This is a genomic window from Serratia sp. X10 (assembly GCF_017811775.1).
Classification (GTDB): domain Bacteria; phylum Pseudomonadota; class Gammaproteobacteria; order Enterobacterales; family Enterobacteriaceae; genus Serratia; species Serratia ureilytica.
In genome coordinates, this window is sequence record NZ_JAEIOH010000003.1 from 330,223 (window position 1) to 350,834 (window position 20,612).

Annotated in this window: 18 protein-coding genes; 13 read left to right on the forward strand and 5 right to left on the reverse strand. The window is 60.7% G+C overall.

All coding sequences use genetic code 11. From position 1 onward, the window contains the following. Positions 1 to 212: 212 nt before the first annotated feature. Positions 213 to 1,679 carry an L-asparagine permease gene (gene ansP / locus J9788_RS11935; RefSeq protein WP_033642262.1) on the forward strand — a complete coding sequence of 489 codons (1,467 nt, stop codon included), beginning with the start codon at positions 213 to 215 and terminating at the stop codon, positions 1,677 to 1,679. A gap of 38 nt (positions 1,680 to 1,717) precedes the next feature. On the opposite strand, the gene J9788_RS11940 is transcribed toward ansP, so the two are convergent. Continuing rightward, entirely contained in the window at positions 1,718 to 2,497 is a 780-nt protein-coding gene (locus tag J9788_RS11940) for a 2OG-Fe(II) oxygenase (RefSeq protein ID WP_046686611.1), read from the reverse strand. Positions 2,498 to 2,614: 117 nt separating this feature from the next. On the opposite strand from J9788_RS11940, the gene J9788_RS11945 reads away from it, so the two are divergent. Continuing rightward, positions 2,615 to 3,511 carry a LysR substrate-binding domain-containing protein gene (locus tag J9788_RS11945; RefSeq protein ID WP_182264936.1) on the forward strand — a complete coding sequence of 299 codons (897 nt, stop codon included), beginning with the start codon at positions 2,615 to 2,617 and terminating at the stop codon, positions 3,509 to 3,511. 3 nt (positions 3,512 to 3,514) lie between these two features. Here the strand turns inward: J9788_RS11945 and J9788_RS11950 are convergent, their stop codons facing one another. Then, on the reverse strand, positions 3,515 to 4,366 hold the full coding sequence (locus J9788_RS11950; protein ID WP_046896836.1) for an ATP-grasp fold amidoligase family protein: 852 nt from the start codon (positions 4,364 to 4,366) through the stop codon (positions 3,515 to 3,517). A 155-nt stretch (positions 4,367 to 4,521) separates the two neighbouring features. Between J9788_RS11950 and J9788_RS11955 the strand changes: the two genes are divergently transcribed. From J9788_RS11955 to J9788_RS11995, 9 genes are all read left to right on the forward strand, one after another. Next, on the forward strand, positions 4,522 to 5,811 hold the full coding sequence (locus tag J9788_RS11955) for an oligosaccharide flippase family protein (RefSeq protein ID WP_046896835.1): 1,290 nt from the start codon (positions 4,522 to 4,524) through the stop codon (positions 5,809 to 5,811). Positions 5,812 to 5,900: 89 nt separating this feature from the next. Further along, positions 5,901 to 6,665 (forward strand): arylamine N-acetyltransferase, encoded by a 765-nt coding sequence (locus J9788_RS11960; protein ID WP_046896834.1) that lies wholly within the window; start codon positions 5,901 to 5,903, stop codon positions 6,663 to 6,665. A 123-nt stretch (positions 6,666 to 6,788) separates the two neighbouring features. Further along, the gene (locus tag J9788_RS11965; protein ID WP_182264937.1) at positions 6,789 to 7,418 is read left to right on the forward strand and encodes a response regulator transcription factor; all 630 of its coding nucleotides are present in this window, start codon (positions 6,789 to 6,791) and stop codon (positions 7,416 to 7,418) included. Beyond that, positions 7,418 to 8,959 carry an MASE1 domain-containing protein gene (locus J9788_RS11970; protein ID WP_182264938.1) on the forward strand — a complete coding sequence of 514 codons (1,542 nt, stop codon included), beginning with the start codon at positions 7,418 to 7,420 and terminating at the stop codon, positions 8,957 to 8,959. Before J9788_RS11965 ends, J9788_RS11970 begins: the two co-directional genes overlap by 1 nt. Positions 8,960 to 9,019: 60 nt before the next feature. Further along, positions 9,020 to 10,348, forward strand: coding sequence for an MFS transporter family glucose-6-phosphate receptor UhpC (gene uhpC / locus J9788_RS11975; protein ID WP_265183263.1), 1,329 nt, complete (start codon positions 9,020 to 9,022; stop codon positions 10,346 to 10,348). After that, a complete protein-coding gene (locus J9788_RS11980) occupies positions 10,345 to 11,376 on the forward strand; it encodes an ABC transporter substrate-binding protein (protein WP_182264939.1) in 1,032 nt (343 codons plus the stop codon). Before uhpC ends, J9788_RS11980 begins: the two co-directional genes overlap by 4 nt. Before the next feature lie 67 nt (positions 11,377 to 11,443). Further along, positions 11,444 to 13,522, forward strand: a complete 2,079-nt coding sequence (locus J9788_RS11985; RefSeq protein WP_182264940.1) for an iron ABC transporter permease — start codon at positions 11,444 to 11,446, stop codon at positions 13,520 to 13,522. A gap of 11 nt (positions 13,523 to 13,533) precedes the next feature. Then, positions 13,534 to 14,580, forward strand: a complete 1,047-nt coding sequence (gene fbpC / locus J9788_RS11990; RefSeq protein WP_033642250.1) for a ferric ABC transporter ATP-binding protein — start codon at positions 13,534 to 13,536, stop codon at positions 14,578 to 14,580. A 246-nt stretch (positions 14,581 to 14,826) separates the two neighbouring features. Beyond that, positions 14,827 to 15,093: a hypothetical protein gene (locus tag J9788_RS11995; protein WP_033642249.1), complete on the forward strand. Its 267-nt coding sequence runs from the start codon at positions 14,827 to 14,829 to the stop codon at positions 15,091 to 15,093. A gap of 41 nt (positions 15,094 to 15,134) precedes the next feature. Here the strand turns inward: J9788_RS11995 and dusC are convergent, their stop codons facing one another. The 3 genes from dusC to rhlE all read right to left on the reverse strand — a co-directional run bounded on the left by dusC (position 15,135) and on the right by rhlE (position 18,603). Beyond that, positions 15,135 to 16,067, reverse strand: a complete 933-nt coding sequence (gene dusC, locus J9788_RS12000) for a tRNA dihydrouridine(16) synthase DusC (RefSeq protein ID WP_033652368.1) — start codon at positions 16,065 to 16,067, stop codon at positions 15,135 to 15,137. A gap of 84 nt (positions 16,068 to 16,151) precedes the next feature. Then, on the reverse strand, positions 16,152 to 17,111 hold the full coding sequence (locus J9788_RS12005) for a D-2-hydroxyacid dehydrogenase family protein (RefSeq protein ID WP_182264941.1): 960 nt from the start codon (positions 17,109 to 17,111) through the stop codon (positions 16,152 to 16,154). 112 nt (positions 17,112 to 17,223) lie between these two features. After that, a complete protein-coding gene (rhlE, locus tag J9788_RS12010; RefSeq protein ID WP_042783890.1) occupies positions 17,224 to 18,603 on the reverse strand; it encodes an ATP-dependent RNA helicase RhlE in 1,380 nt (459 codons plus the stop codon). A gap of 297 nt (positions 18,604 to 18,900) precedes the next feature. On the opposite strand from rhlE, the gene cecR reads away from it, so the two are divergent. Together cecR and hlyD are read left to right on the forward strand one after the other, a co-directional pair. Beyond that, positions 18,901 to 19,599, forward strand: coding sequence for a transcriptional regulator CecR (gene cecR / locus J9788_RS12015; RefSeq protein ID WP_182264942.1), 699 nt, complete (start codon positions 18,901 to 18,903; stop codon positions 19,597 to 19,599). 18 nt (positions 19,600 to 19,617) lie between these two features. After that, the gene (gene hlyD / locus J9788_RS12020; RefSeq protein WP_164057429.1) at positions 19,618 to 20,604 is read left to right on the forward strand and encodes a secretion protein HlyD; all 987 of its coding nucleotides are present in this window, start codon (positions 19,618 to 19,620) and stop codon (positions 20,602 to 20,604) included. Positions 20,605 to 20,612: the final 8 nt, after the last annotated feature.

Sequence of the window (20,612 nt, forward strand, 5' to 3'; positions counted from 1 at the left end):
AAAATAAACACACTTGTTCACGTTTTATGCGCAGTATTTTTTGCCACCATTACGGAGAAAAGGTAGCATGCTTCGCCGTTATTTTAATGATGGCTGTATACACAATAAACAGCGGAATGATGCCACGACCTCATTCTCATGACGATTGGTCATAGCAATCGTTTGCTCTCGGTAAGAGCAGGGTTAACATAGACAGGTAAACAGGACGGATAATGCACTCACAAAAACAGTCTGCGGATGAAAAACACGCCGCCAGAAGACGCTGGCTAGACTCTCATGAATCCGGTTATCACAAAAGCATGGGCAACCGGCAAATCCAAATGATCGCCATCGGCGGCTCCATCGGCACCGGCTTGTTCCTCGGTACCGGCGGCCGTCTCGAACTGGCCGGGCCGGCGCTGGCGCTAGTCTATCTGGTGTGCGGGATCTTCTCTTTCTTCATCCTGCGCGCGCTGGGCGAACTGGTGCTGCATCGCCCTTCCAGCGGCAGCTTCGTTTCTTACGCTCGCGAATTCCTCGGTGAAAAAGCCTCTTACGTCGCCGGTTGGATGTATTTCCTCAACTGGGCGATGACCGGCATCGTCGACATCACCGCCGTGGCGCTGTACATGCACTATTGGGGCACCTTCGCCGACGTGCCGCAGTGGCTGTTCGCCCTCGGCGCGCTCGGCATCGTCGCCACCATGAACATGATCGGCGTGAAGTGGTTCGCCGAGATGGAGTTCTGGTTCGCGCTGATCAAGGTCGCCGCCATCGCGCTGTTCCTGATTGTCGGCGTCGTCTTCCTCGGCACCGGCACGCCGGTGGCCGGCCACACCACCGGCATGCACCTGATCACGGAAAACGGCGGCATGTTCCCGCACGGCCTGCTGCCAGCGCTGGTGCTGGTGCAAGGGGTGATCTTCGCCTTCGCCGGCATCGAGCTTATCGGCACCGCCGCCGGCGAGTGTAAAGATCCGGCCAAAATGATGCCTAAAGCGATCAATAGCGTGATCTGGCGTATCGGTCTGTTCTACGTCGGCTCCGTGGTGCTGCTGGTGCTGCTGCTGCCGTGGAACGCCTATCAGGCCGGCCAAAGCCCGTTCGTCACCTTCTTCAGCAAGCTGGGCGTGCCTTACATCGGCACCATCATGAACATCGTGGTGTTGACCGCCGCGCTGTCCAGCCTCAACTCCGGCCTCTACTCCACCGGCCGCATCCTGCGTTCGCTGGCGATGGGCGGCTCCGCGCCGAAGCTGATGGCCAAAATGAGCAGCCAGCAGGTGCCTTACGCCGGCATCCTGGTCACCTGCGGCATCTACGTGATCGGCGTGGTGCTCAACTACCTGGTGCCGTCGCAGGTGTTCGAGATCGTGCTGAACATCGCCTCGCTGGGCATCATCGCCTCCTGGGCGTTTATCATCGTTTGCCAGATGCGCCTGCGCAAAGCCGTGCGCGAAGGCCGTGCTCAGCCGGTGTCGTTCAGAATGCCGGGCGCGCCGTTCACTTCGTGGCTGACGCTGGCGTTCCTGCTGATCGTGGTGGTGATGATGGCTTTCGACTACCCGAACGGCACCTGGACCATCGCCACCATTCCGGTGTTGGCGGTGCTGCTGACGCTGGGCTGGTTCGGCCTGCGCAAACGCGCGCAGGAAGTGAAGCTGGAACAGCAGGCTCACGAAGAGCAGAACCCGCACTGAATCGACAAACCGCCCTCCGGGGCGGTTTTTTTTATCCGCTATAACCGCCCGTAGAACGTCATTCTGGCGCTTTCCGACAGCATCACGTCCGGCTGCGCATTGTAGGCCAGCACCACCAGCATGCGCGTGGTGTCGCCTTCGGTCGGCGTCACCCGGTGCATGGCGTTGCGCCCGCGAAACAGCACCAAATCCCCCTCCTCCATCGCCAGCTGTTTGACCGCCCGCTCGCCGTCCAGCACCTGCGTGACCCCGGCATAGTTCATCTCGCCGCGATCGGCGTCGCGCAGGTTCTCCACGTATTCGAAGCGCCCGCCCGCCTGCGGTTTCTGGATCAGGAGCGTGATGGCGAACGAGGAGTTGTCAAAATGCCAGCCCAGCTCCTGGCCGGTGTGGGCGTAATGCAGGTTGATCGACGACAGCCGATCGGCGTAGGGATAGAGCTGCGCCTCATCCAACACCGCGCACAGGAACGCGCGAAACGCCGGAGCGTCGTACAACGCGCGCAGCGGCGACTGCGGCGGAATATCCTCGTCGGTAATGCAGCCCTTGGACGACACCACCAGCCGGTTGCGCGCATGGTCGGCCGGCAGCGCGTCGTCCTGTGGCCGTAGATACACGTTGTGTTTGCTGGTGGCGTAAAACGCCGCATGGTGCTGTTCGGCACCCTCCAGCCGCACCGTCGCCAGCGCGGCTTCGCGCAGAAATCCCGGCAGTACCAGCGCGCCGGCGCGCGCCAGCGTTTGCCGGCAGCGGACGCGGAACGCGGCGTCGTCGATGGGATGAGCGGACAGATCGATAATATCGGCAAGTTGCGGCATGACGTTCCCCTCGTGTGCGAAAGCCGGATGCCTCCCACTGTAGCGAATGCCGCATTGCCGCCATAACAAAAATACGTTATGGATAAGCTAACGAATTCTTAGCGATAAGCCCTGCTCATGCACTCACCGTCCCGTGCGCGCTTGCCCAAGCTGAGCGCCATTCTGGCGTTCGAAACCGCCGCTCGCACCGGCAGCCTGGCCCGTGCGGCGGATGCGCTGGCGCTGACCGCCGCCGCCGTCAGCCAACAGATCCGCCAGCTCGAACAACATCTGGGCATCACGCTGTTCATTCGCGCCAAAAGCGGCGTCACGCTGACCGAACAGGGCGCGGACTACCTGGCCTATGTGCAAGAGGCGTTTGAAACGCTGCGCGTGGCGCAGCAACACGTCGAACGCCAGCGCGGCAAACAGGCGCTGACGGTGTTCGCCCTGCCGGCGCTGGCGTCTAAATGGCTGAATCCGGCGCTGGGCGACTGGCTGGCGCAGTGCCCCGACGGCGATCTGCGGCTGCACGCGACCCATGCGGCGGTCGATTTCGCCCATTCGGCGGCGGATTTCGCGCTGTGCTTCGGCGATCAGGATTACCCGCTGCTGGAAAAAGTGCAGCTGTTTCAGGATCGGGTGCAGCCGGTATGCAGCCCGGCGCTGCGCGATCGCGGCGACTGGACGCAACTGCCGCTGCTCCACGTCGATTGGGGCAAGGAGAGCCAGTTTCTGCCGGGCTGGCACGAATGGTTCACCGCCGCCGATCGGCCGCCGCCGCCGCGCCGCGGGCTGACCTATAACCTGACCTCGCTGGCCATCGACGCCGCCGTGCAAGGACGCGGGGTGCTGCTCGGCCAGCGGCGGCTGATCGCCCGTGAACTGGCGGAAGGCCGGCTGGTCACCCTGGCTGAACCGGCGCTGCCACTCAGCAAGCCCTACTACGTAGTTTACCCGCCGCGCACGCTGGAAAAACCCGGCGCTGCGGCGTTTTTGGGCTGGCTGCGGGAACTGGCTCAACGCTCGACATAGCGTTCAGGTTTTGGCCATCAGCTCGCCCAGCAGCAGGTTCGTGGCGCGCGGTTGGTACACTTCATTGCCTGCACCGGGGGTAAGCGTCAGCTCGCCGATATAGAGCCTGTCTTGCGTCAGGTAGAAATCGACCCGGCAGTAGTCCAGATCGGCGGCAACGGCTTGGGCGACCTCAATCATCTCATCCCAAAAGTCAGGCTTCGCGTGCAACGTATTGATCTGGGGAATATCTTTCTGGGTAAAAAAGCAGTGATGCGCATGGCGGTCCAAAAACTCCAGCGACGTCGGCTCCGGGCCGCCCCGCAGCAACTCCACGAACAGATAAGGCTGGCTGCCGTTAAAAACATGCACTTTATAGTCGATCAATTCACCGTCGCGTTCGATGTCCAACAGATTTTCAACCACAATTTGCAGTGGGATCTTCGCATAGTGCTTCTCACGAAAGCGCTTCCAATACGTTATTTTTGACCATTTCTTGAGAGTGCTTGCAATCTCATCATAACTCACTCGCGCTTTATCTCTGACAATCTTAACTTGCTGTGAGGCGTTATTTGTTTTGATAACAAAAGATTGAGGCAACGACAAATAGTCTTGCTCAGTGAAGTTCTCCGTTATCATGATGACCGGCGTTAGGTATTTTTCCGAAACGCGACTGGAGATATAATCCCTCACCGCCACCTTATCCGCCAACAGGCTGAACTCTTCGCGCGGGTAGCGCATTCTATGATAAATCCTTTCAGAAAAACTTTTAGGATTCAAAAAGTTGACAAAGCTTCCGTGAACAAAATAATGCGACAGCTGATAATAAATAAAGTCAGGCGAAACCTTATAGAGGTATTTTACGAATTTTCTCATTCCGTTGATTCATCCATTAATCCAACATAACAAAAGACCCAGCTAAAGTTTAAATGCAATTGACTTCAATTGTAAAATATAAAAAAAGCCTTGGTGATTATTAAAGGATAAAAAACGGAATAATCCTATATCATAAGGTATTCAGGGAAGCGTCAGTGAAACTAAAGATCATAGACTTCAGCATAATAAGAAACGCTTCCTGGATGATAGCGGAAAAGACGGTATCAATCCTCGGCGTTATATTCATCACCGCCTACATGGCCAAATATATTGGGCCGGAAAGCTTCGGAAAGATTACCTTTGCCACAGCGGTTTTCGCCATTACCCAAACGTTGGCGCTGCTGGGGTCGGACACCATCCTCTTCAAACGCATTAGCCGTAATCCGCGCTCCGGCGCAGCGCTGATGTTCTCCACCAACCGGCTGAGGCAAGCCTGTTTCCTGGCCTTTTCTGCGATCATCTTGCTTTATACCGGGCTGCGGGAAGACTTCACGACCTTTTACTTTTGCGCCGCCACATTCCTGGCCTCGTTTTTTTCACTCAAAGACGTCTTCGCCATTTACCATGACGCCCGGCTGGAATCGCGTTTCAATACCCTGGCCAACGTGGCCGGCTTAGCCAGCGCATTGTTGGCTCGCTGGCTGATCGTGTTTTTTGATCTGCACCTGTACTTTCTGGCCATCCCTATCGTGATGGTGTACCTCATCCCCTATCTGATCCGTCATCACCTTTATCATCGCCGCCATCCGGGCTTTTCAGCCCCCGGCCGTATTCGGCGCAAATATGTGCGCTATCTGCTCGCCAGCGGCCTGCCGTTGGCGGTATCCAATGTTTCCATCGCCATCTATACCCGGCTGGCGCAGCTGTTTTTGATGTGGTTCGTTTCCGCCGCGGTGCTGGGCATTTACTCGGTCGCCATTACCCTGGCGACCGCCTGGATGTTCGTTACCGATGCCGTCATCACCTCGTTCTTCGCGAAAATATTCGCCTATCGGCGCGAAGACGCGATGCGCGCCGCGGCCAAACTGAATGGGTTGGTGCTGGCCATCGCCTTAGCCATCGTCGCCGGGATCGTTTGGCTGGGCAAACCGGTCATCGCACTGTTGTACGGCGAGCAATACCTGGCGGCCTATGCCGCCATGGGGGTATTGGCCGTCGCCACCCTGCTCTCCGCCCTGGGGACCGTGGCCTATAAATACATCGTGCTGTTTTCCGGTTACGGCTTCCTTTCACGCAAAATGTTGTTGGTGTTTATCATTAACATTCCCCTGTCATACGGCCTGATTCGGCAATACGGCATGATGGGCGCCGCTTACAGCACCTTGCTGACCGAACTGCTGTCATTGACCGTACTCAACTATCTCTTTCAACGGGGTGCCGTACTGAAAATGCATCTGCGCTCACTGAACCCGGCGCTTTACCTAAGACGCCCGTCGGGAAAGTAATCCGGCTGCCGAGGCGCAGCACGTAATGCGCTCACAAACGCCGCAAAGCCCGCTATTTTAAGCCTACTTTTTCTCATGCGAGACACCCTGTGGACATCCAACGCTACCTGCAGCATATCGGCTTTACCGGCGTCGCCCGCCCCGATCTCCCCACGTTGCAACAGCTGCACCATCGCCACATGCTGAGCGTGCCGTTCGAGAACCTGAGCATTATTTATCATCAGGGTATTCAGCTGGCGCCCGAAGCGCTGTTCAGCAAAGTGGTCGAGCGTAACCGCGGCGGTTTCTGTTATGAGCTGAATACGCTGTTCGCCCTGCTGCTGCGGGAGATCGGTTTCAGGGTGAGCTTTATCTCCGGCGAGATCCGCGCGCGCGACGGCCATTTCGGCCCGCCCTACGACCATCTGGCGCTGCGGGTGGATCTGGCGGGCCAGGCCTGGCTGGTGGACGTCGGTTTCGGCGATTCCTTCCTGACGCCGCTCAAAATCGTCGTTGCCGAGCCGCAACCGCAGGCCAGCGGCACCTTCCACCTGGAGCGGGAAGGCGAATATTACCTGCTGGAACGCCGCAACGGCGACCAGCGCTCGCATGCCAAAACCCTGTATCGCTTTACCGTTCAGCCGCGCGAACCGCATGAATTCGACGAGATGTGCCGATTCCACAGCACCTCGCCGCAGTCGCACTTCACCCAGCGCCTGGTGTGTTCACGGCCGACCGAACAGGGCCGGGTGACTCTCAGCGACATGAAGCTGATCGTGACCGAAGATCACCAGCGCCACGAAACGACGCTGCATTCGGAAGAGGAGCGGCGGGCCGCGCTGTGGCGACATTTCGCCATCGATGTGGATCGTTGACGGCGCCGGCGGCGTCCTTTTATTACGATTCTGTTACATCGATTGCATAACCGCGCTTGGCTGATTGCCAGCATCGCGGCGGCAGGCATCATAGGATCATGATTCGGCAACAGAGTGCGAAAAATGATCCGTGTGATACTGGTGGATGACCATGTGGTGGTGCGCTCCGGCTTTGCGCAATTGCTCAGCCTCGAAGCAGACATCGACGTGGCGGGGCAATACAGCAGCGCGGCGGCGGCCTGGCCGGCATTGCTGCGCGACGACGTCAGCGTCGCGGTGATGGACATCGCCATGCCGGATGAAAACGGCCTGAGCCTGTTGAAACGCCTGCGGGCGCAGAAGCCGCTGTTTCGCGCGATCATACTCAGCATTTATGACTCCCCCACCTTCGTGCAGAGCGCGCTGGATGCCGGCGCCAGCGGTTATCTGACCAAACGCTGCGGGCCGGAAGAGCTGGTGCAGGCGGTGCGCTCCGTCGATATGGGCGGCCATTACCTGTGCGCCGACGCGCTGCGGGCGCTGCGCGGCGGCGAGCAGCCGGCCACGGCGCTGGAAGTGCTGACCCCGCGCGAGCGTGAAATCTTCGAACTGCTGGTCAAAGGCGACAGCGTAAAGGAGATCGCTTTCAAGCTCGATCTCAGCCATAAAACGGTGCACGTACATCGCGCCAACGTCCTGGGCAAGCTGCAGTGCAACAGCACCATCGAGCTGGTGCATTTCGCCCTCGATCATCAGCTGCTGGTGGGGCATTGATGTCACTCCGCTCACGGCCCTGGGTTATCTCGCTGTTTATCCTGTTGGCCTGGGGCAGCGGCTGGCTGATGCTGTGGACGCTCGGTTTCTATCTGACCCACAACGGCAATCAGGCGGCGCTGTTTCTGCCCCACGGCGTCTATCTCGCGCTGCTGATCTTGCTGGGGCGGCGCTATTGGCCCGCCCTGATAATACCACCGGTGCTGCTGCTGTTCTGGCTGCACGGCGAACGCCTGCTGAGCGGCTACGGCCTGCTGGCCGCGCCGTTCATCACCCTGATCCCGGCACTTCTCGCGCAGCGGGTCTGGCGCCGTTTTCCGCTCTACTGGCAACGGCTGACGCTGCTGCTGGCCGCAGTGACCGCCGCCTCGCTGCTCAATACCGCCCTGCTGTCGCCTTTCGCGCAGAGCCCGGCGATGCTGCTCGGCCTGGCGTCGTTTACCGGCGGTGTTTTGTTGACCCCGTTCGTCTATCTGATCTTTGAATTTCTGCGCCAGCAGCACCGCTACCATCTGCTGGGGCTGGACACCGCCAACCCGCCGCTGCGCGCGTCCTTAATCATCTGGTGCAGCCTGTTTTTCGTTATCGGCATCGGTACGCAGATGGTGCTGTCGCCGGAAATCGAGCGCCTGCTGCTGATCGTGGTGTTTTTGCCGAACGTGGTGATGGCGTGGAAGTTCGGTTGGCAGGGCGGCGTGCTGTCCGGCCTGCTCGGCAGCATGATGATCACCATCGCGCGGCAGGTCGGCGTGGGGTTCGGCAATCTGGTCGAGCTGGAAATCTTTCTGGCGACCCAGGCGCTGCTCGGCATCGGTCTGGGCATCGCCATCAGCCGTCAGCAGCACCTGGCGCAAAACCTGCACCACTATCGCCAACGCCTGGAAGAAGAGTTGGCGGCGCGGCGGGCGTTGACCGAAAAACTGATCCACACCGAAGAAGACACGCGAAAGAACCTGGCGCGCGAGCTGCACGATGAAATCGGCCAGAACATCACCGCCATTCAAATTCAGTCGCAGCTGGTCAAGCGGGCGCGCGATCCGGCGCAAACCCAGGCCGCCGCGAACCAGATAGGCGATCTCGCCCGGCGCATTCATCACTCCACGCGCCAGCTGCTGCGCCAACTTCGCCCGCCCGCGCTGGACGAGCTGGCGTTCAAAGACGCGCTTCACCACCTGCTGAGCGAATTCGCCTTTAGCGAACGGGGCATCCGTTGCCGTTTCGACTACCGCCTGACCGACACGCCCGCCGGCGAGACGGTGCGCTTCACCCTCTACCGGCTGCTGCAAGAGCTGCTCAACAACGTGTGCAAACACGCCGAGGCCAGCGAAGTCGCCATCGTTTTGTATCAGCAAGGCGCCATTTTGCACCTCGAGGTGCGGGACAACGGCGTCGGCATCCATGCGGGCAACGCGCCGGGCTTCGGCATTCAGGGAATGCGCGAACGGGTCAGCGCGCTCGGCGGCGAACTGACGCTGGACACGCAGCGCGGCACCCGGGTAATTGTTAACCTGCCCACAAATTTGCAACAAACCGCCGACTAACTAGGAAAAAGTCTTAGCCACTCCGGACTTTCTCTCATCCCCTTTCCTTTTCACCTTCTTATAGTCAGCACCAGGGAGGCGGCTATGCAAGCACGCTCGGCATCTGAAATCGATCATCGCTACCGCGCGCTGCGCCCGCGGCTGCTGCTGTACATGGTCATCGGGTATGCCGCCTTTTACCTGACGCGCAAAAGCGTGAATTACGTGCTGCCGGCGCTGCAAACGGATTTGGGGCTGGATAAAGGAGACATCGGCCTGCTCGGCTCGCTGTTTTATCTGAGCTACGGCCTGTCAAAATTCGTCGCCGGGTTGTGGCACGACGGCCATGGGCAGCGCGGGTTTATGGGGATCGGCCTGTTCGCCACCGGTTTGCTGAACGTGGCGTTCGCCTTCGGCGAATCGCTGACGCTGCTGCTGGCGGTCTGGGCGCTGAACGGCTTCTTTCAGGGCTGGGGCTGGCCGCCCTGCGCGCGGCTGCTGACCCACTGGTATTCGCGCAACGAACGCGGCTTCTGGTGGGGCTGCTGGAATATGTCGATCAACCTCGGCGGCGCGATTGTGCCGCTGATCAGCGCCTTCGCCGCCCAGCGCTGGGGCTGGCAGGCGGCGATGTTGATCCCGGGGGCCGTCAGCATGGTGCTGGGCATCTGGCTCACGCGGCAGCTGACAGGCACGCCACAGGAAGAAGGCCTGCCGTCGGTCGGCCAGTGGCGCCACGATCCGCTGGAGCTGCGCCAGGAACAGCAAAGCCCGCCGATGGGGCTGTGGCGAATGTTGCGCGCCACGATGCTGAACAACCCGATGATCTGGTTGCTCGGCGTCTCTTACGTGCTGGTCTATCTGATCCGCATCGCCTTGAACGACTGGGGCAATCTGTGGCTGACGGAAAGCCACGGCGTCAACCTGCTCAGCGCCAATGCGACGGTGATGCTGTTCGAGATAGGCGGCCTGCTCGGCGCGCTGTTCGCCGGCTGGGGCTCGGATGTGCTGTTCGGCGGGCAGCGCGCGCCGATGATTCTGCTGTTCACGCTCGGGCTGATGGTTTCCGTCGCCGCGCTGTGGCTGGCGCCGGTGCATCACTACGCGCTGCTGGCGGGCTGTTTCTTTACGGTGGGCTTTTTTGTCTTCGGCCCACAGATGCTGATTGGCCTCGCCGCCGTGGAATGCGGGCACAAAGGCGCCGCGGGCTCCATCACCGGCTTTCTCGGCCTGTTCGCCTACCTGGGGGCAGCGCTGGCGGGCTGGCCGCTGTCGCGGGTCATCGAAGGCTACGGCTGGTCAGGCATGTTCAGTTTGCTGTCGATCGCCGCCGTTCTTATGGGTTTATTGCTGATGCCGCTGCTGATGGCGAGCGTTACCACCTCTACCGAGAGAAGGATAAAACAATGAAAAAAACGTGGGTCACTACCTTGATAGCGTCCGGCATCGCGCTGGCCACGCTGAGCGGCGCCGCGCACGCCAAGGGCCGCCTGGTGGTCTACTGCAGCGCCACCAATGAAATGTGCGAAGCGGAAACCAAAGCCTTTGGCGAGAAATATGACGTGAAAACCGCGTTCATCCGCAACGGATCCGGCAGTACGCTGGCGAAAGTGGACGCCGAGAAGAAGAACCCGCAGGCGGACGTCTGGTACGGCGGCACGCTCGATCCGCAATCCCAGGCCGGTGAAATGGGGCTGCTGCAGCCGTACAAATCGCCGAATCTCGACCAGGTGATGACGCAATTCCGCGATCCGGCCAAGCTGAAAGGCAACTACTCCTCGGCGGTCTACGTCGGCATTCTCGGCTTTGGCGTCAATACCCAGCGCCTGAAAGAGAAAAACCTGCCGGTGCCCAAGTGCTGGAAAGACCTGACCAAACCGGAATACAAAGGCGAGATTCAAATCGCCGATCCGCAAAGCTCCGGCACCGCCTACACCGCGCTAGCGACCTTTGCCCAGCTGTGGGGAGACGATCAGGCGTTCGATTACCTCAAGCAGCTGAACGCCAACGTCTCGCAGTACACCAAATCCGGCATTGCCCCGGCGCGCAACGCCGCCCGCGGTGAAACGGCGATCGGCATCGGTTTCCTGCATGACTACTCGCTCGAAAAGGAACAGGGCGCGCCGCTGGAGCTGATCTCGCCTTGCGAAGGCACCGGCTACGAAATCGGCGGCGTCAGCATCCTCAAAGGCGCGCGCAACCTCGACAACGCCAAGCTGTTCGTGGACTGGGTGTTGTCGAAAGAGGCGCAGGAGCTGGCGTGGAAGCAAGGCAAGTCCTATCAGATCCTGACCAACACCACCGCCGACACCTCGCCGAACTCGCTGAAGCTCGACGACCTGAAGCTGATCAACTACGACATGGACAAGTACGGTTCGACCGACGTCCGCAAGGCGCTGATCAATAAATGGGTCAGCGAAGTCAAGATGGGTAAATAAGCCCACATTCTGCGCCTGTTGCCGGGTAAGCCTCACGGCTTGCCCGGCCTGAACATCCGGGAAACTTATGTCACATACACATGCACTCCATCTCGTGAAAAAACGAGATGCGATATCCCTTTGGGTTTTGCTTGGCTGGCTGGCGTTCGCCCTGCTGCCGAGCTGGAGCCTGGATTACGGCCTGCTGGAGTCCACCGGCGAAGAGATCCTCGCGGCCTATGGCTGGTCACACCGCAATATCAGCTGGCTTTGGTGCCTGCTGCCGAGCCTGCTGCTGCTGCGCCCTTACGCTGCGGCGGGCCGTGAGCAGCGGCGCCGCCACGCGCTCGATGCCGGCTGGGCGCTGCTGTGCATGGCCTTTATCGTTGTCAGCGCCACGGTGGCGGGACGCGGTTTAGGCTACGCCACCCTGGTGCAGTTGACCGCGCTGGGCGCCATCATGACGCTGGCGCTGACCCGCCTCGACTGGCTGGGGGGCGACCGTTTCGTGATCGGCGCGCTGGTCACCATCGTGGCGCTGATCGGCGTCTTTATCGTCTGGCCGAGCATCGCGATTTTCATTCCGATGTTCACCGACCAGACGGGCGCGTTCGCGCCGCTGGCGTTTATGAACGTGCTGTCGCAGGCGCATATCATTCAGGTGATCCTCAACTCCATCGCCCTGTCGATCGCTGTGGGCGCCGGCTGCACCTTTTTCGGCCTGGTGCTGGCGATTTACACCACCCGCGTCGCCAGGCGCAGCGCCATTATCGGCCGCATCTTCTCCATCCTGCCCATCGTCACGCCGCCGTTCGTCGTCGGCCTGGGCGTCACGCTGATGATGGGGCGCTCCGGCTACGTCACCGAGTGGATGGTGGCCTGGTTCGGTTTGACCAACACCAACTGGCTGTACGGCTTTACCGGCATCTGGCTGGCGCAGGTGCTGGCGTTCACTCCGATGGCATTCATGATCCTCGACGGCGCGATCAAGACCATTCATCCTTCGCTGGAAGAAGCCTCCTACACCCTGCGCGCCAGCCGCTGGCAAACCTTTAACGGCGTGTTCGTGCCGCTGCTGAAACCGGCGCTGGCCAACGCGTTTCTGATCGTGGTGGTGCAATCGCTGGCTGATTTCAGCAACCCGCTGGTGCTCGGCGGCAACTTCGACGTGCTGGCGACGCAAATCTATTTCTACATTACCGGTTCACAGCTCGATTATCAGGCCGCCAGCACCCTCGGCGCCTTCCTGCTGCTGTTCTCGCTGTTGGTGTTCTGCATCCAGTATATGTGGATCGGCAAGCGTTCCTACGTCACCGTGTCCGGCAAATCCTATCGCGGCGACGTACAGCCGCTGCCGGTCACGCTGGTATGGAGCGTGATCGCGCTGCTGGCGGTGTGGATAGCCTTTAACGCCCTGCTTTACGGCAGCATTTTCTACGGCAGCTTCACCGTCAACTGGGGGGTGGATTACACGCTGACGCTGGATAACTTCATCAAGCTGTTCGGCCAGGGCATGAGCGACGGCGCGTGGCCTTCGCTGCTCGATACGCTGCTGTACGCCGGGATCGCCGCGCCGATCACCGCCGCGTTCGGCCTGCTGATCGCCTGGATCGTGGTGCGCCAGCAGTTCAAGGGCAAAAAGACCATCGAGTTCACCACCATGCTGTGCTTTGCGGTGCCGGGCACCGTGGCGGGCGTCTCTTACATTCTCGCCTTTAACGGCGCGCCGGTGTACCTCACCGGGACGGCCGCCATCGTGATTATTTCGATGGTGATGCGCAACGTGCCGGTGGGCATTCGCGCCGGGATCGCCGGGCTGGGCCAGATAGACAAATCGCTGGACGAAGCCTCACTCAGCCTGCGCGCCGGCTCGCTGCGCACCATCACGCACATCCTGCTGCCGCTGCTGCGCCCGGCTATCCTGTCGGCGCTGATCTACAGCTTCGTGCGCGCCATCACCACCGTCAGCGCCATCGTCTTCCTGGTCACCCCCGATACCCGCGTGGCCACCGCCTACATCCTCAACCGCGTGGAAGACGGCGAATACGGCGTGGCGATCGCCTACGGTTCAATTCTGATCGTGGTGATGCTGGCGATTATTTTCCTCTTTGACTGGCTGATCGGCGAGGCACGCATCTCCCGTTCAAAAGCCAAAAACCAGGCGTAATGGAGCCCATGATGAGCCAGAAAAATTTCGTTGAACTGCGTAACGTCTCCAAACGGTTCGGCAGCAACACGGTAATCGATAACATCACGCTCACCATCCCACGGGGGCAAATGGTGACGCTACTCGGCCCTTCCGGCTGCGGCAAGACCACCATTTTGCGCCTGGTCGCCGGGCTGGAAAAACCGAGCGACGGGCAGATATTCATTGATGGTGAAGACGTCACCCATCGTTCCATCCAGCAGCGTGACATCTGCATGGTATTCCAGTCTTATGCCCTGTTCCCGCACATGTCGCTGGGGGAGAACGTCGGCTATGGCCTGAAGATGCTCGGCATTCCGCGCGCCGAAGTGAAAGCGCGCGTGCAGGAAGCGCTGGCGATGGTGGACTTGGCGGGGTTCGACGATCGCTATGTCGATCAGATCTCCGGCGGCCAACAGCAGCGCGTGGCGCTGGCGCGCGCGCTGATCCTCAAGCCGAAAGTGCTGCTGTTCGACGAGCCGTTGAGCAACCTCGACGCCAACCTGCGCCGCAGCATGCGCGAAAAGATCCGCGAGCTGCAAAAGCAGTTTGATATCACGTCGCTGTACGTCACCCACGATCAGAGCGAGGCTTTTGCAGTCTCCGACACCGTACTGGTGATGAACAAGGGGCATATCATGCAGATGGGCTCGCCGCAGGATCTCTATCGGCAACCCGCCTCGCGCTTTATGGCGAGCTTTATGGGGGACGCCAACCTGTTCCCGGCCAGCTTCAGCGCCGATCATGTCGATATCAGCGGCTATCGCCTGCCGCGCCCCGCGCACTTTGCCGCCCAGGGCGCCGGCACGGTGGGCGTGCGGCCGGAAGCGATCACGCTGAGCGAGCATGGCGATGAAAGCCAGCGCTGCGAGATCCAGCATGTCGCCTACATGGGGCCGCAGTATGAGGTGACGGTGGCGTGGCACGGGCAACAGATTTTGCTGCAGGTTAACGCCACCCGCCTGCAACCGAACGTCGGCGAGCAGTATTATCTGGAAATTCACCCCTACGGCATGTTTATGCTGGCGGACGCGGCATAGTCGGCCTCACGCTTAAGGGGTAGAATAACGGCCATCCCGAACGGGATGGCCGAAAATAATCGCCAAAAACACCTTATTTATCTATTTTTACAATTCCACCCAAGTCCTTGTTCAACCGAACAATAAATATAGTCACACCCACCAAAAAATAACCACCCAGACCACTCAGGGTGATATTTTTATTTAAATGGGGTAAGCTTGATCCCGCAGTCGAAATTATTTAACGGCCAACTCAAGGAGAAATTCATGAGCAACAATGCAAATGCACAGGCGCAGCTGGATAATTTACGCAATGTCGCTTCCCAGCTGAAGGAAATGCGCCACTACGCGCAGTCGAATATCGAGACGCTCTCCGCACACTGGCTGGCCTTCGATCAGGGGGAATGCAAAAATAAGGCATTCGCCGAAGCCATTAACGACCTATTGAATAAACAGGGCGCCTGTCTGGAAGGACTGGAAAAAACCATTCAGGATATCGAGATAGAATTAAACAGACTTGATAAAGCCGCCTGATAATGCCGATTTAAATAAACCCGCCACGCGCGGGTTTATTTTCAGCTGCGGCAGATGACGCGCGCAATATCCCCGGACGTCGTCAGCGCGCGTATTTCGCTGAACAGTTCAGTTGCTTCATCATATTCTTTACGCAAATAACCCAGCCACTGTTTAATGCGCGCCACGTGATACAGGCCGGTGTCGCCCTGCTTTTCCAGATGGACGTATTTTTGCAGCAGCTCAACCACCTGCGGCCAGGGCATGCGCGGTTCGTTATATTTCACCACCCGGCTCAGGTTCGGCACGTTGAGCGCGCCGCGCCCCAGCATGATGGCGTCGCAGCCGGTCGTCTGCAGGCAATCCTGCGCGCTCTGGTAATCCCAGATCTCGCCGTTGGCGACAACCGGGATGCTCAGCCGCTGACGGATCTCGCCGATCGCCGCCCAGTTGATGCGATCCGCCTTATAGCCGTCCTCTTTGGTGCGACCGTGCACCGTCAGTTCGCTGGCGCCCGCCTGCTGCACCGCATCGGCGATTTCAAAGCTGCGATTGGAAGAGTCCCAGCCCAGGCGCACCTTCACCGTGACCGGCAGATGGGCCGGCACCGCCGCGCGCATCGCCTTGGCGCCCTGGTAGATCAATTCCGGATCTTTGAGCAGCGTCGCCCCGCCGCCGCTGCCGTTCACCAGCTTGGACGGGCAGCCGCAGTTGAGATCGACGCCGTAAGAGCCCAATTCCACCGCGCGCGCGGCGTTCTCCGCCAGCCACTGCGGGTACTGCCCCAGCAGCTGTACCCGCACCAGCGTGCCCGACGGCGTGCGGCTGGCGTGACGCAGCTCCGGGCACAGCCGGTAGAACGACTTGGCCGGCAGCAGCTGATCGACCACGCGCAAAAATTCCGTGATGCACAGATCGTAGTCGTTCACTTCGGTGAGTAATTCACGCACCAAAGAGTCGAGAACGCCCTCCATCGGAGCCAATAATACGCGCATGACCAATCCCAGCTAAAAAAAGACCCGCAATGATACGGGTGAATGCCCGCGCCAGACAAGCCTCTGCGGGCATTAAAAACGCCGTCAGCCCAGCCGACGGATCGGTTGGCCGGCGAGAAACGCCGCAATGTCCTCGACCGCCTCGGTGAAGTAGGCGCGGTAGTTGTCCTCCGCCACGTAACCCACATGCGGCGTCGCCAGCACGTTGGGCAGCTGACGAAACACATCGTCGGCCGGCAGCGGCTCCGTCTCGAACACGTCCAGCCCGGCGCCGGCGATCTTCCGCTGTTGCAGCACGTCCACCAGCGCCGCCCGATCGACGATCCCCGCGCGCGAGGTGTTGATCAGGTAAGCGGTGGGTTTCATCGCCGTCAATTCGTCGCGCCCCACCAACCCACGGCTGCGATCGCTCAGCACCAGGTGAATGGAGACAAAATCGCTCTGCTCGAACAGCGCCCGCTTGGACGGCGCCAGCAGGGTGCCTTCCTGCGCTGCCCGTTCCGCCGTCAGGTTCTGGCTCCAGGCCAGCACCCGCATGCCGAACGCCTGCGCCACCTTGGCCATTTGGCCGCCGATCTTACCCAGCCCCAGCAGCCCCAGCGTCTTCCCCTGCAGCGTGACGCCCAAGCCCAACTGCCACGGGCCGTTGTTCCGCAGCCCTGCGCTTTCCGGCACGATATGCTTGGCCAGCCCGAGCAGCAGCGCCCAGGTCAGCTCCATCGGCGCGGCCGACCCGCTGGCAGTGCCGCACACCACCACGCCGCGCTCGGCGGCGGCGGCCAGATCGATAGCGGCATTGCGCATGCCGGAGGTGATCAGCAGTTTCAGTTGCGGCAACCGCGCCAGCAGCGAGGCGGTTATCGGCGTGCGCTCGCGCATGATGACCAGAATGTCACATTCCTGCAGATGCACCGCCAGCTCCGCCTCATCGGTAAAGTGCGCGCTGATGGCCGACACCACCACCCGATCGGTCAGCGCTGACCAATCCGCCATGTTGAGCGCCACCTGCTGATAGTCATCGAGAATTGCGCACTTCAATTTCATCTCCGTCTCCTGGAATGTAGGGGTAGCCACCGTCCAGCCTAGTACGAAAATGCCGTTCCGCCAGGCAAAAAAAAGCCGCCCATACAGGCGGCTTGCTTTTGCGCAATCGGGCTTATTCGGCCGGTTTGCGGTTGCGCGGGCGACGCGAGGCCGGCGCGCCAGAACGGCGCTGGCCATCACCCTGCGGGCGAGCGTTGCCGTTACCGTTGCCACGGTTTTCACGCTGGCCGCCGTTGGCGTTACCGCTGCGCTGACCGCCGCCGTTACCGGAACGTTGGCCGCCGCCGTTGCCGCGCGGCGCACCGCGTCCGCCGCCCTGGCGGCCGTTGATGATCGGCTCGGCCTTAATGGTCGGATCCGGCTCGTAGCCCGGCAGCGCAATGCGCGGAATTTCACGCTTCAGCAGACGTTCGATGTCGCGCAGCAGCTTGTGCTCATCCACGCACACCAACGAGATAGCTTCGCCGGTGCGCTCCGCGCGGCCGGTGCGGCCGATGCGGTGCACGTAGTCTTCCGGCACGTTAGGCAGCTCGTAGTTCACCACGTGCGGCAACTGGTCGATATCCAGACCGCGCGCCGCAATGTCGGTCGCCACCAGCACGCGGATGCGGCCGTCTTTAAAATCGGCCAGCGCACGGGTTCGGGCGCCCTGGCTCTTGTTGCCGTGGATCGCCGCGGCGGTGATGCCGTCTTTGTTCAGCTGTTCCGCCAGGTGGTTGGCGCCGTGCTTGGTGCGGGTAAAGACCAGCACCTGTTTCCAGTCGCCTTCGCCGATCATCTGCGACAGCAGTTCCCGCTTACGCTTCTTGTCGACGAAGTGCACGCTCTGCTCGATCTGCTCGGACGCGGTATTGCGGCGAGCCACTTCCACCGAGGCCGGGTTATGCAGCAGTTTGTTGGCCAGCGCCTTGATGTCGTCGGAGAAGGTTGCGGAGAACAGCAGGTTCTGGCGCTTGGCCGGCAGCTTGGCCAGCACGCGACGGATGTCGTGGATAAAGCCCATGTCCAACATGCGGTCCGCTTCGTCCAGCACCAGAATTTCGATTTTGGACAGGTCAACCGCGTTCTGATGTTCCAGATCCAGCAGACGGCCCGGCGTCGCCACCAGGATATCGACGCCGCCGCGCAGCTTCATCATCTGCGGGTTGATGCTCACGCCGCCAAACACCACCAGCGAACGCAGGCGCAGGTGTTTGCTGTAGGCATCAACGTTTTCGCCGATCTGCGCCGCCAGCTCACGGGTTGGCGTCAGGATCAGCGCGCGCACCGGGCGACGGCCTTTGACCGGATGGTCATGCTTGCTCAGCAGCTGCAACAGCGGCAGGGTAAAACCGGCGGTTTTACCGGTGCCGGTCTGGGCGCTGGCCATCAGGTCACGACCTTCCAGCACGACAGGGATAGCCTGACGCTGAATTGGCGTCGGTTCGCGATAGCCCTGTTCTTCAACAGCGCGCACAATTTCAGCACTTAAGCCGAGGGTTTCAAATGACATAAAGAGAAAAACTCCAGATCCCCCCTAACCTAACAGTGTTCGGTGCAGTTTCCTGGGAGGATGATCAGACGGGGCATTAAGCATGACCACGAGGGATTGGCACAAACTGCAGTGCACCAGGCGGCGATTGTAACAGAAGTCGCGCAATAAAAAGCACTTTTACGTGCAGAGAGCACAATCTGCCGTAAATTCAGCATTATCTGAAGTCGGTCACATAACTCATTGTGGTTAGCGGTTGCGTTTTAAACAATCTGGCATAAAGTTAATCATATGATTGATTAACTTTGAGCGTGCCCCATGCCAGCTTCCGTCCCTCATCAGGCCGCCGGCCGGGCGCGCGGCGAGCAAACGCGTCGGCAACTGCTCGCCGCGGCGACCGACCTGTTCGGCGAATTCGGCCTGCAGGGCGCCACCACCCGCGATATCGCCCAGCGCGCCGGCCAGAATATCGCCGCCATCACCTACTACTTCAGCTCCAAAGAGGGGCTGTATCTGGCCGTGGCGCAGTCGCTCGCCGATTTCATCCAGCAGGCGTTCGCCCCGCTGGCCGAAGAGGCCGATCGCTTTGGGCAGCAGCCTGCCGCACAGCGATCGCCCGACGCAGCGCTGCGTTTGCTGCAGCGTGGCCTGCTGGCCTTCAGCGAACTGATGACCCAGCCGCACACGCTGAATCTGAGCAAAATCATGTCGCGCGAACAGCTCGCCCCAACCGACGCCTACCCGCTGATCCACCGCCAGGTGATCGCGCCGATGCACGAACGGCTGTGCCGCCTGCTGTCGGCCGCCACCGGCATCGACGAACGCGCTGCCCGCCTCGTGTTGCATACCCATGCGCTGATCGGCGAGGTGCTGTCGTTCCGCGTAGCGCGGGAGACCATCCGCCGTCAGGCCGGCTGGCAAGAGATTGGCGAGGGCGAAGCGGCGCAAATCGCGGCGGTGCTGAGCGAGCATATCGAGATTTTAGTTATTGGGCTGCGCCAACGTCACGGCGCGTAAATTCAGGCAGGGAGTGTTATGAACAAAAAACGCAGTGCCTTGATCGTGTTGTTGATTCTGCTGATCGCGGCCGTCGCTTACGGGGTATGGCATTACCAACAACAGCAGGAGCGGCCGCTGACGCTGTACGGCAACGTCGATATCCGCACGGTCAACCTCGGCTTTCGCGTCGACGGCCGCCTGGCGTCGCTGACGGTGGATGAAGGCGATACCGTTCAGCCGGGCCAGCTGCTCGGCAAACTGGACGATGCTCCCTACCGCAATGCGCTGCAACAGGCCGAAGCCAACGTCGGCAGCGCGCGCGCCAAACTGTCGCTGCTGCAGGCCGGCTATCGCAGCGAAGAGATAGCCCAGGTGCAGTCAGAAATGGCGCAGCGCCAGTCCGCTTTCGCCTACGCCGACAGTTTCCTGAAGCGCCAGCAGGGGCTGTGGGCGAAAAACGCCACCTCCGCCGACGCGCTGGAGGATGCGCGCACCGCCCGCAACCAGGCGCAGGCCAACCTGCAGGCGGCGAAGGACAAACTGTCGCAATACCGCAGCGGCAACCGCCCGCAAGAGATTGAACAGGCCAAGGCCGAGGTGGCGCAAAGCGAAGCGGCGTTGGCGCAGGCGCAATTGAACCTGCAAGACGCCACGCTGCTCTCCCCTTCCGCCGGCACGGTGCTGACCCGCGCGGTGGAGCCGGGCACCATGCTCGGCGCCGGCGGCACGGTGTTCACCCTGTCGCTGACCCGGCCGGTGTGGGTGCGCGCCTACGTCAACGAGACCAGCCTGAACCAGGCGGTGCCCGGCACCGAGCTGGAAATTTACACCGACGGCCGCCCCGACAAGCCTTACCACGGCAAGATCGGTTTCGTCTCGCCAACCGCAGAGTTCACGCCGAAAAGCGTTGAAACGCCGGATCTGCGCACCGATCTGGTGTACCGCCTGCGGGTGATCGTCACCGACGCCGACGATGCGCTGCGTCAGGGCATGCCGGTCACCCTGCGCTTCGCCAAACCCTGAGGCCGGCC

Bases quoted from the DNA above. Each gene is read 5' to 3' on its own strand.
- ansP (WP_033642262.1), top strand. From the start codon at position 213: ATGCACTCACAAAAACAGTCTGCGGATGAAAAACACGCCGCCAGAAGA.
- J9788_RS11940 (WP_046686611.1), bottom strand. From the start codon at position 2,497: ATGCCGCAACTTGCCGATATTATCGATCTGTCCGCTCATCCCATCGAC.
- J9788_RS11945 (WP_182264936.1), top strand. From the start codon at position 2,615: ATGCACTCACCGTCCCGTGCGCGCTTGCCCAAGCTGAGCGCCATTCTG.
- J9788_RS11950 (WP_046896836.1), bottom strand. From the start codon at position 4,366: ATGAGAAAATTCGTAAAATACCTCTATAAGGTTTCGCCTGACTTTATT.
- J9788_RS11965 (WP_182264937.1), top strand. From the start codon at position 6,789: ATGATCCGTGTGATACTGGTGGATGACCATGTGGTGGTGCGCTCCGGC.
- J9788_RS11970 (WP_182264938.1), top strand. From the start codon at position 7,418: ATGTCACTCCGCTCACGGCCCTGGGTTATCTCGCTGTTTATCCTGTTG.
- J9788_RS11980 (WP_182264939.1), top strand. From the start codon at position 10,345: ATGAAAAAAACGTGGGTCACTACCTTGATAGCGTCCGGCATCGCGCTG.
- J9788_RS11985 (WP_182264940.1), top strand. From the start codon at position 11,444: ATGTCACATACACATGCACTCCATCTCGTGAAAAAACGAGATGCGATA.
- fbpC (WP_033642250.1), top strand. From the start codon at position 13,534: ATGAGCCAGAAAAATTTCGTTGAACTGCGTAACGTCTCCAAACGGTTC.
- J9788_RS11995 (WP_033642249.1), top strand. From the start codon at position 14,827: ATGAGCAACAATGCAAATGCACAGGCGCAGCTGGATAATTTACGCAAT.
- dusC (WP_033652368.1), bottom strand. From the start codon at position 16,067: ATGCGCGTATTATTGGCTCCGATGGAGGGCGTTCTCGACTCTTTGGTG.
- J9788_RS12005 (WP_182264941.1), bottom strand. From the start codon at position 17,111: ATGAAATTGAAGTGCGCAATTCTCGATGACTATCAGCAGGTGGCGCTC.
- rhlE (WP_042783890.1), bottom strand. From the start codon at position 18,603: ATGTCATTTGAAACCCTCGGCTTAAGTGCTGAAATTGTGCGCGCTGTT.
- cecR (WP_182264942.1), top strand. From the start codon at position 18,901: ATGCCAGCTTCCGTCCCTCATCAGGCCGCCGGCCGGGCGCGCGGCGAG.
- hlyD (WP_164057429.1), top strand. From the start codon at position 19,618: ATGAACAAAAAACGCAGTGCCTTGATCGTGTTGTTGATTCTGCTGATC.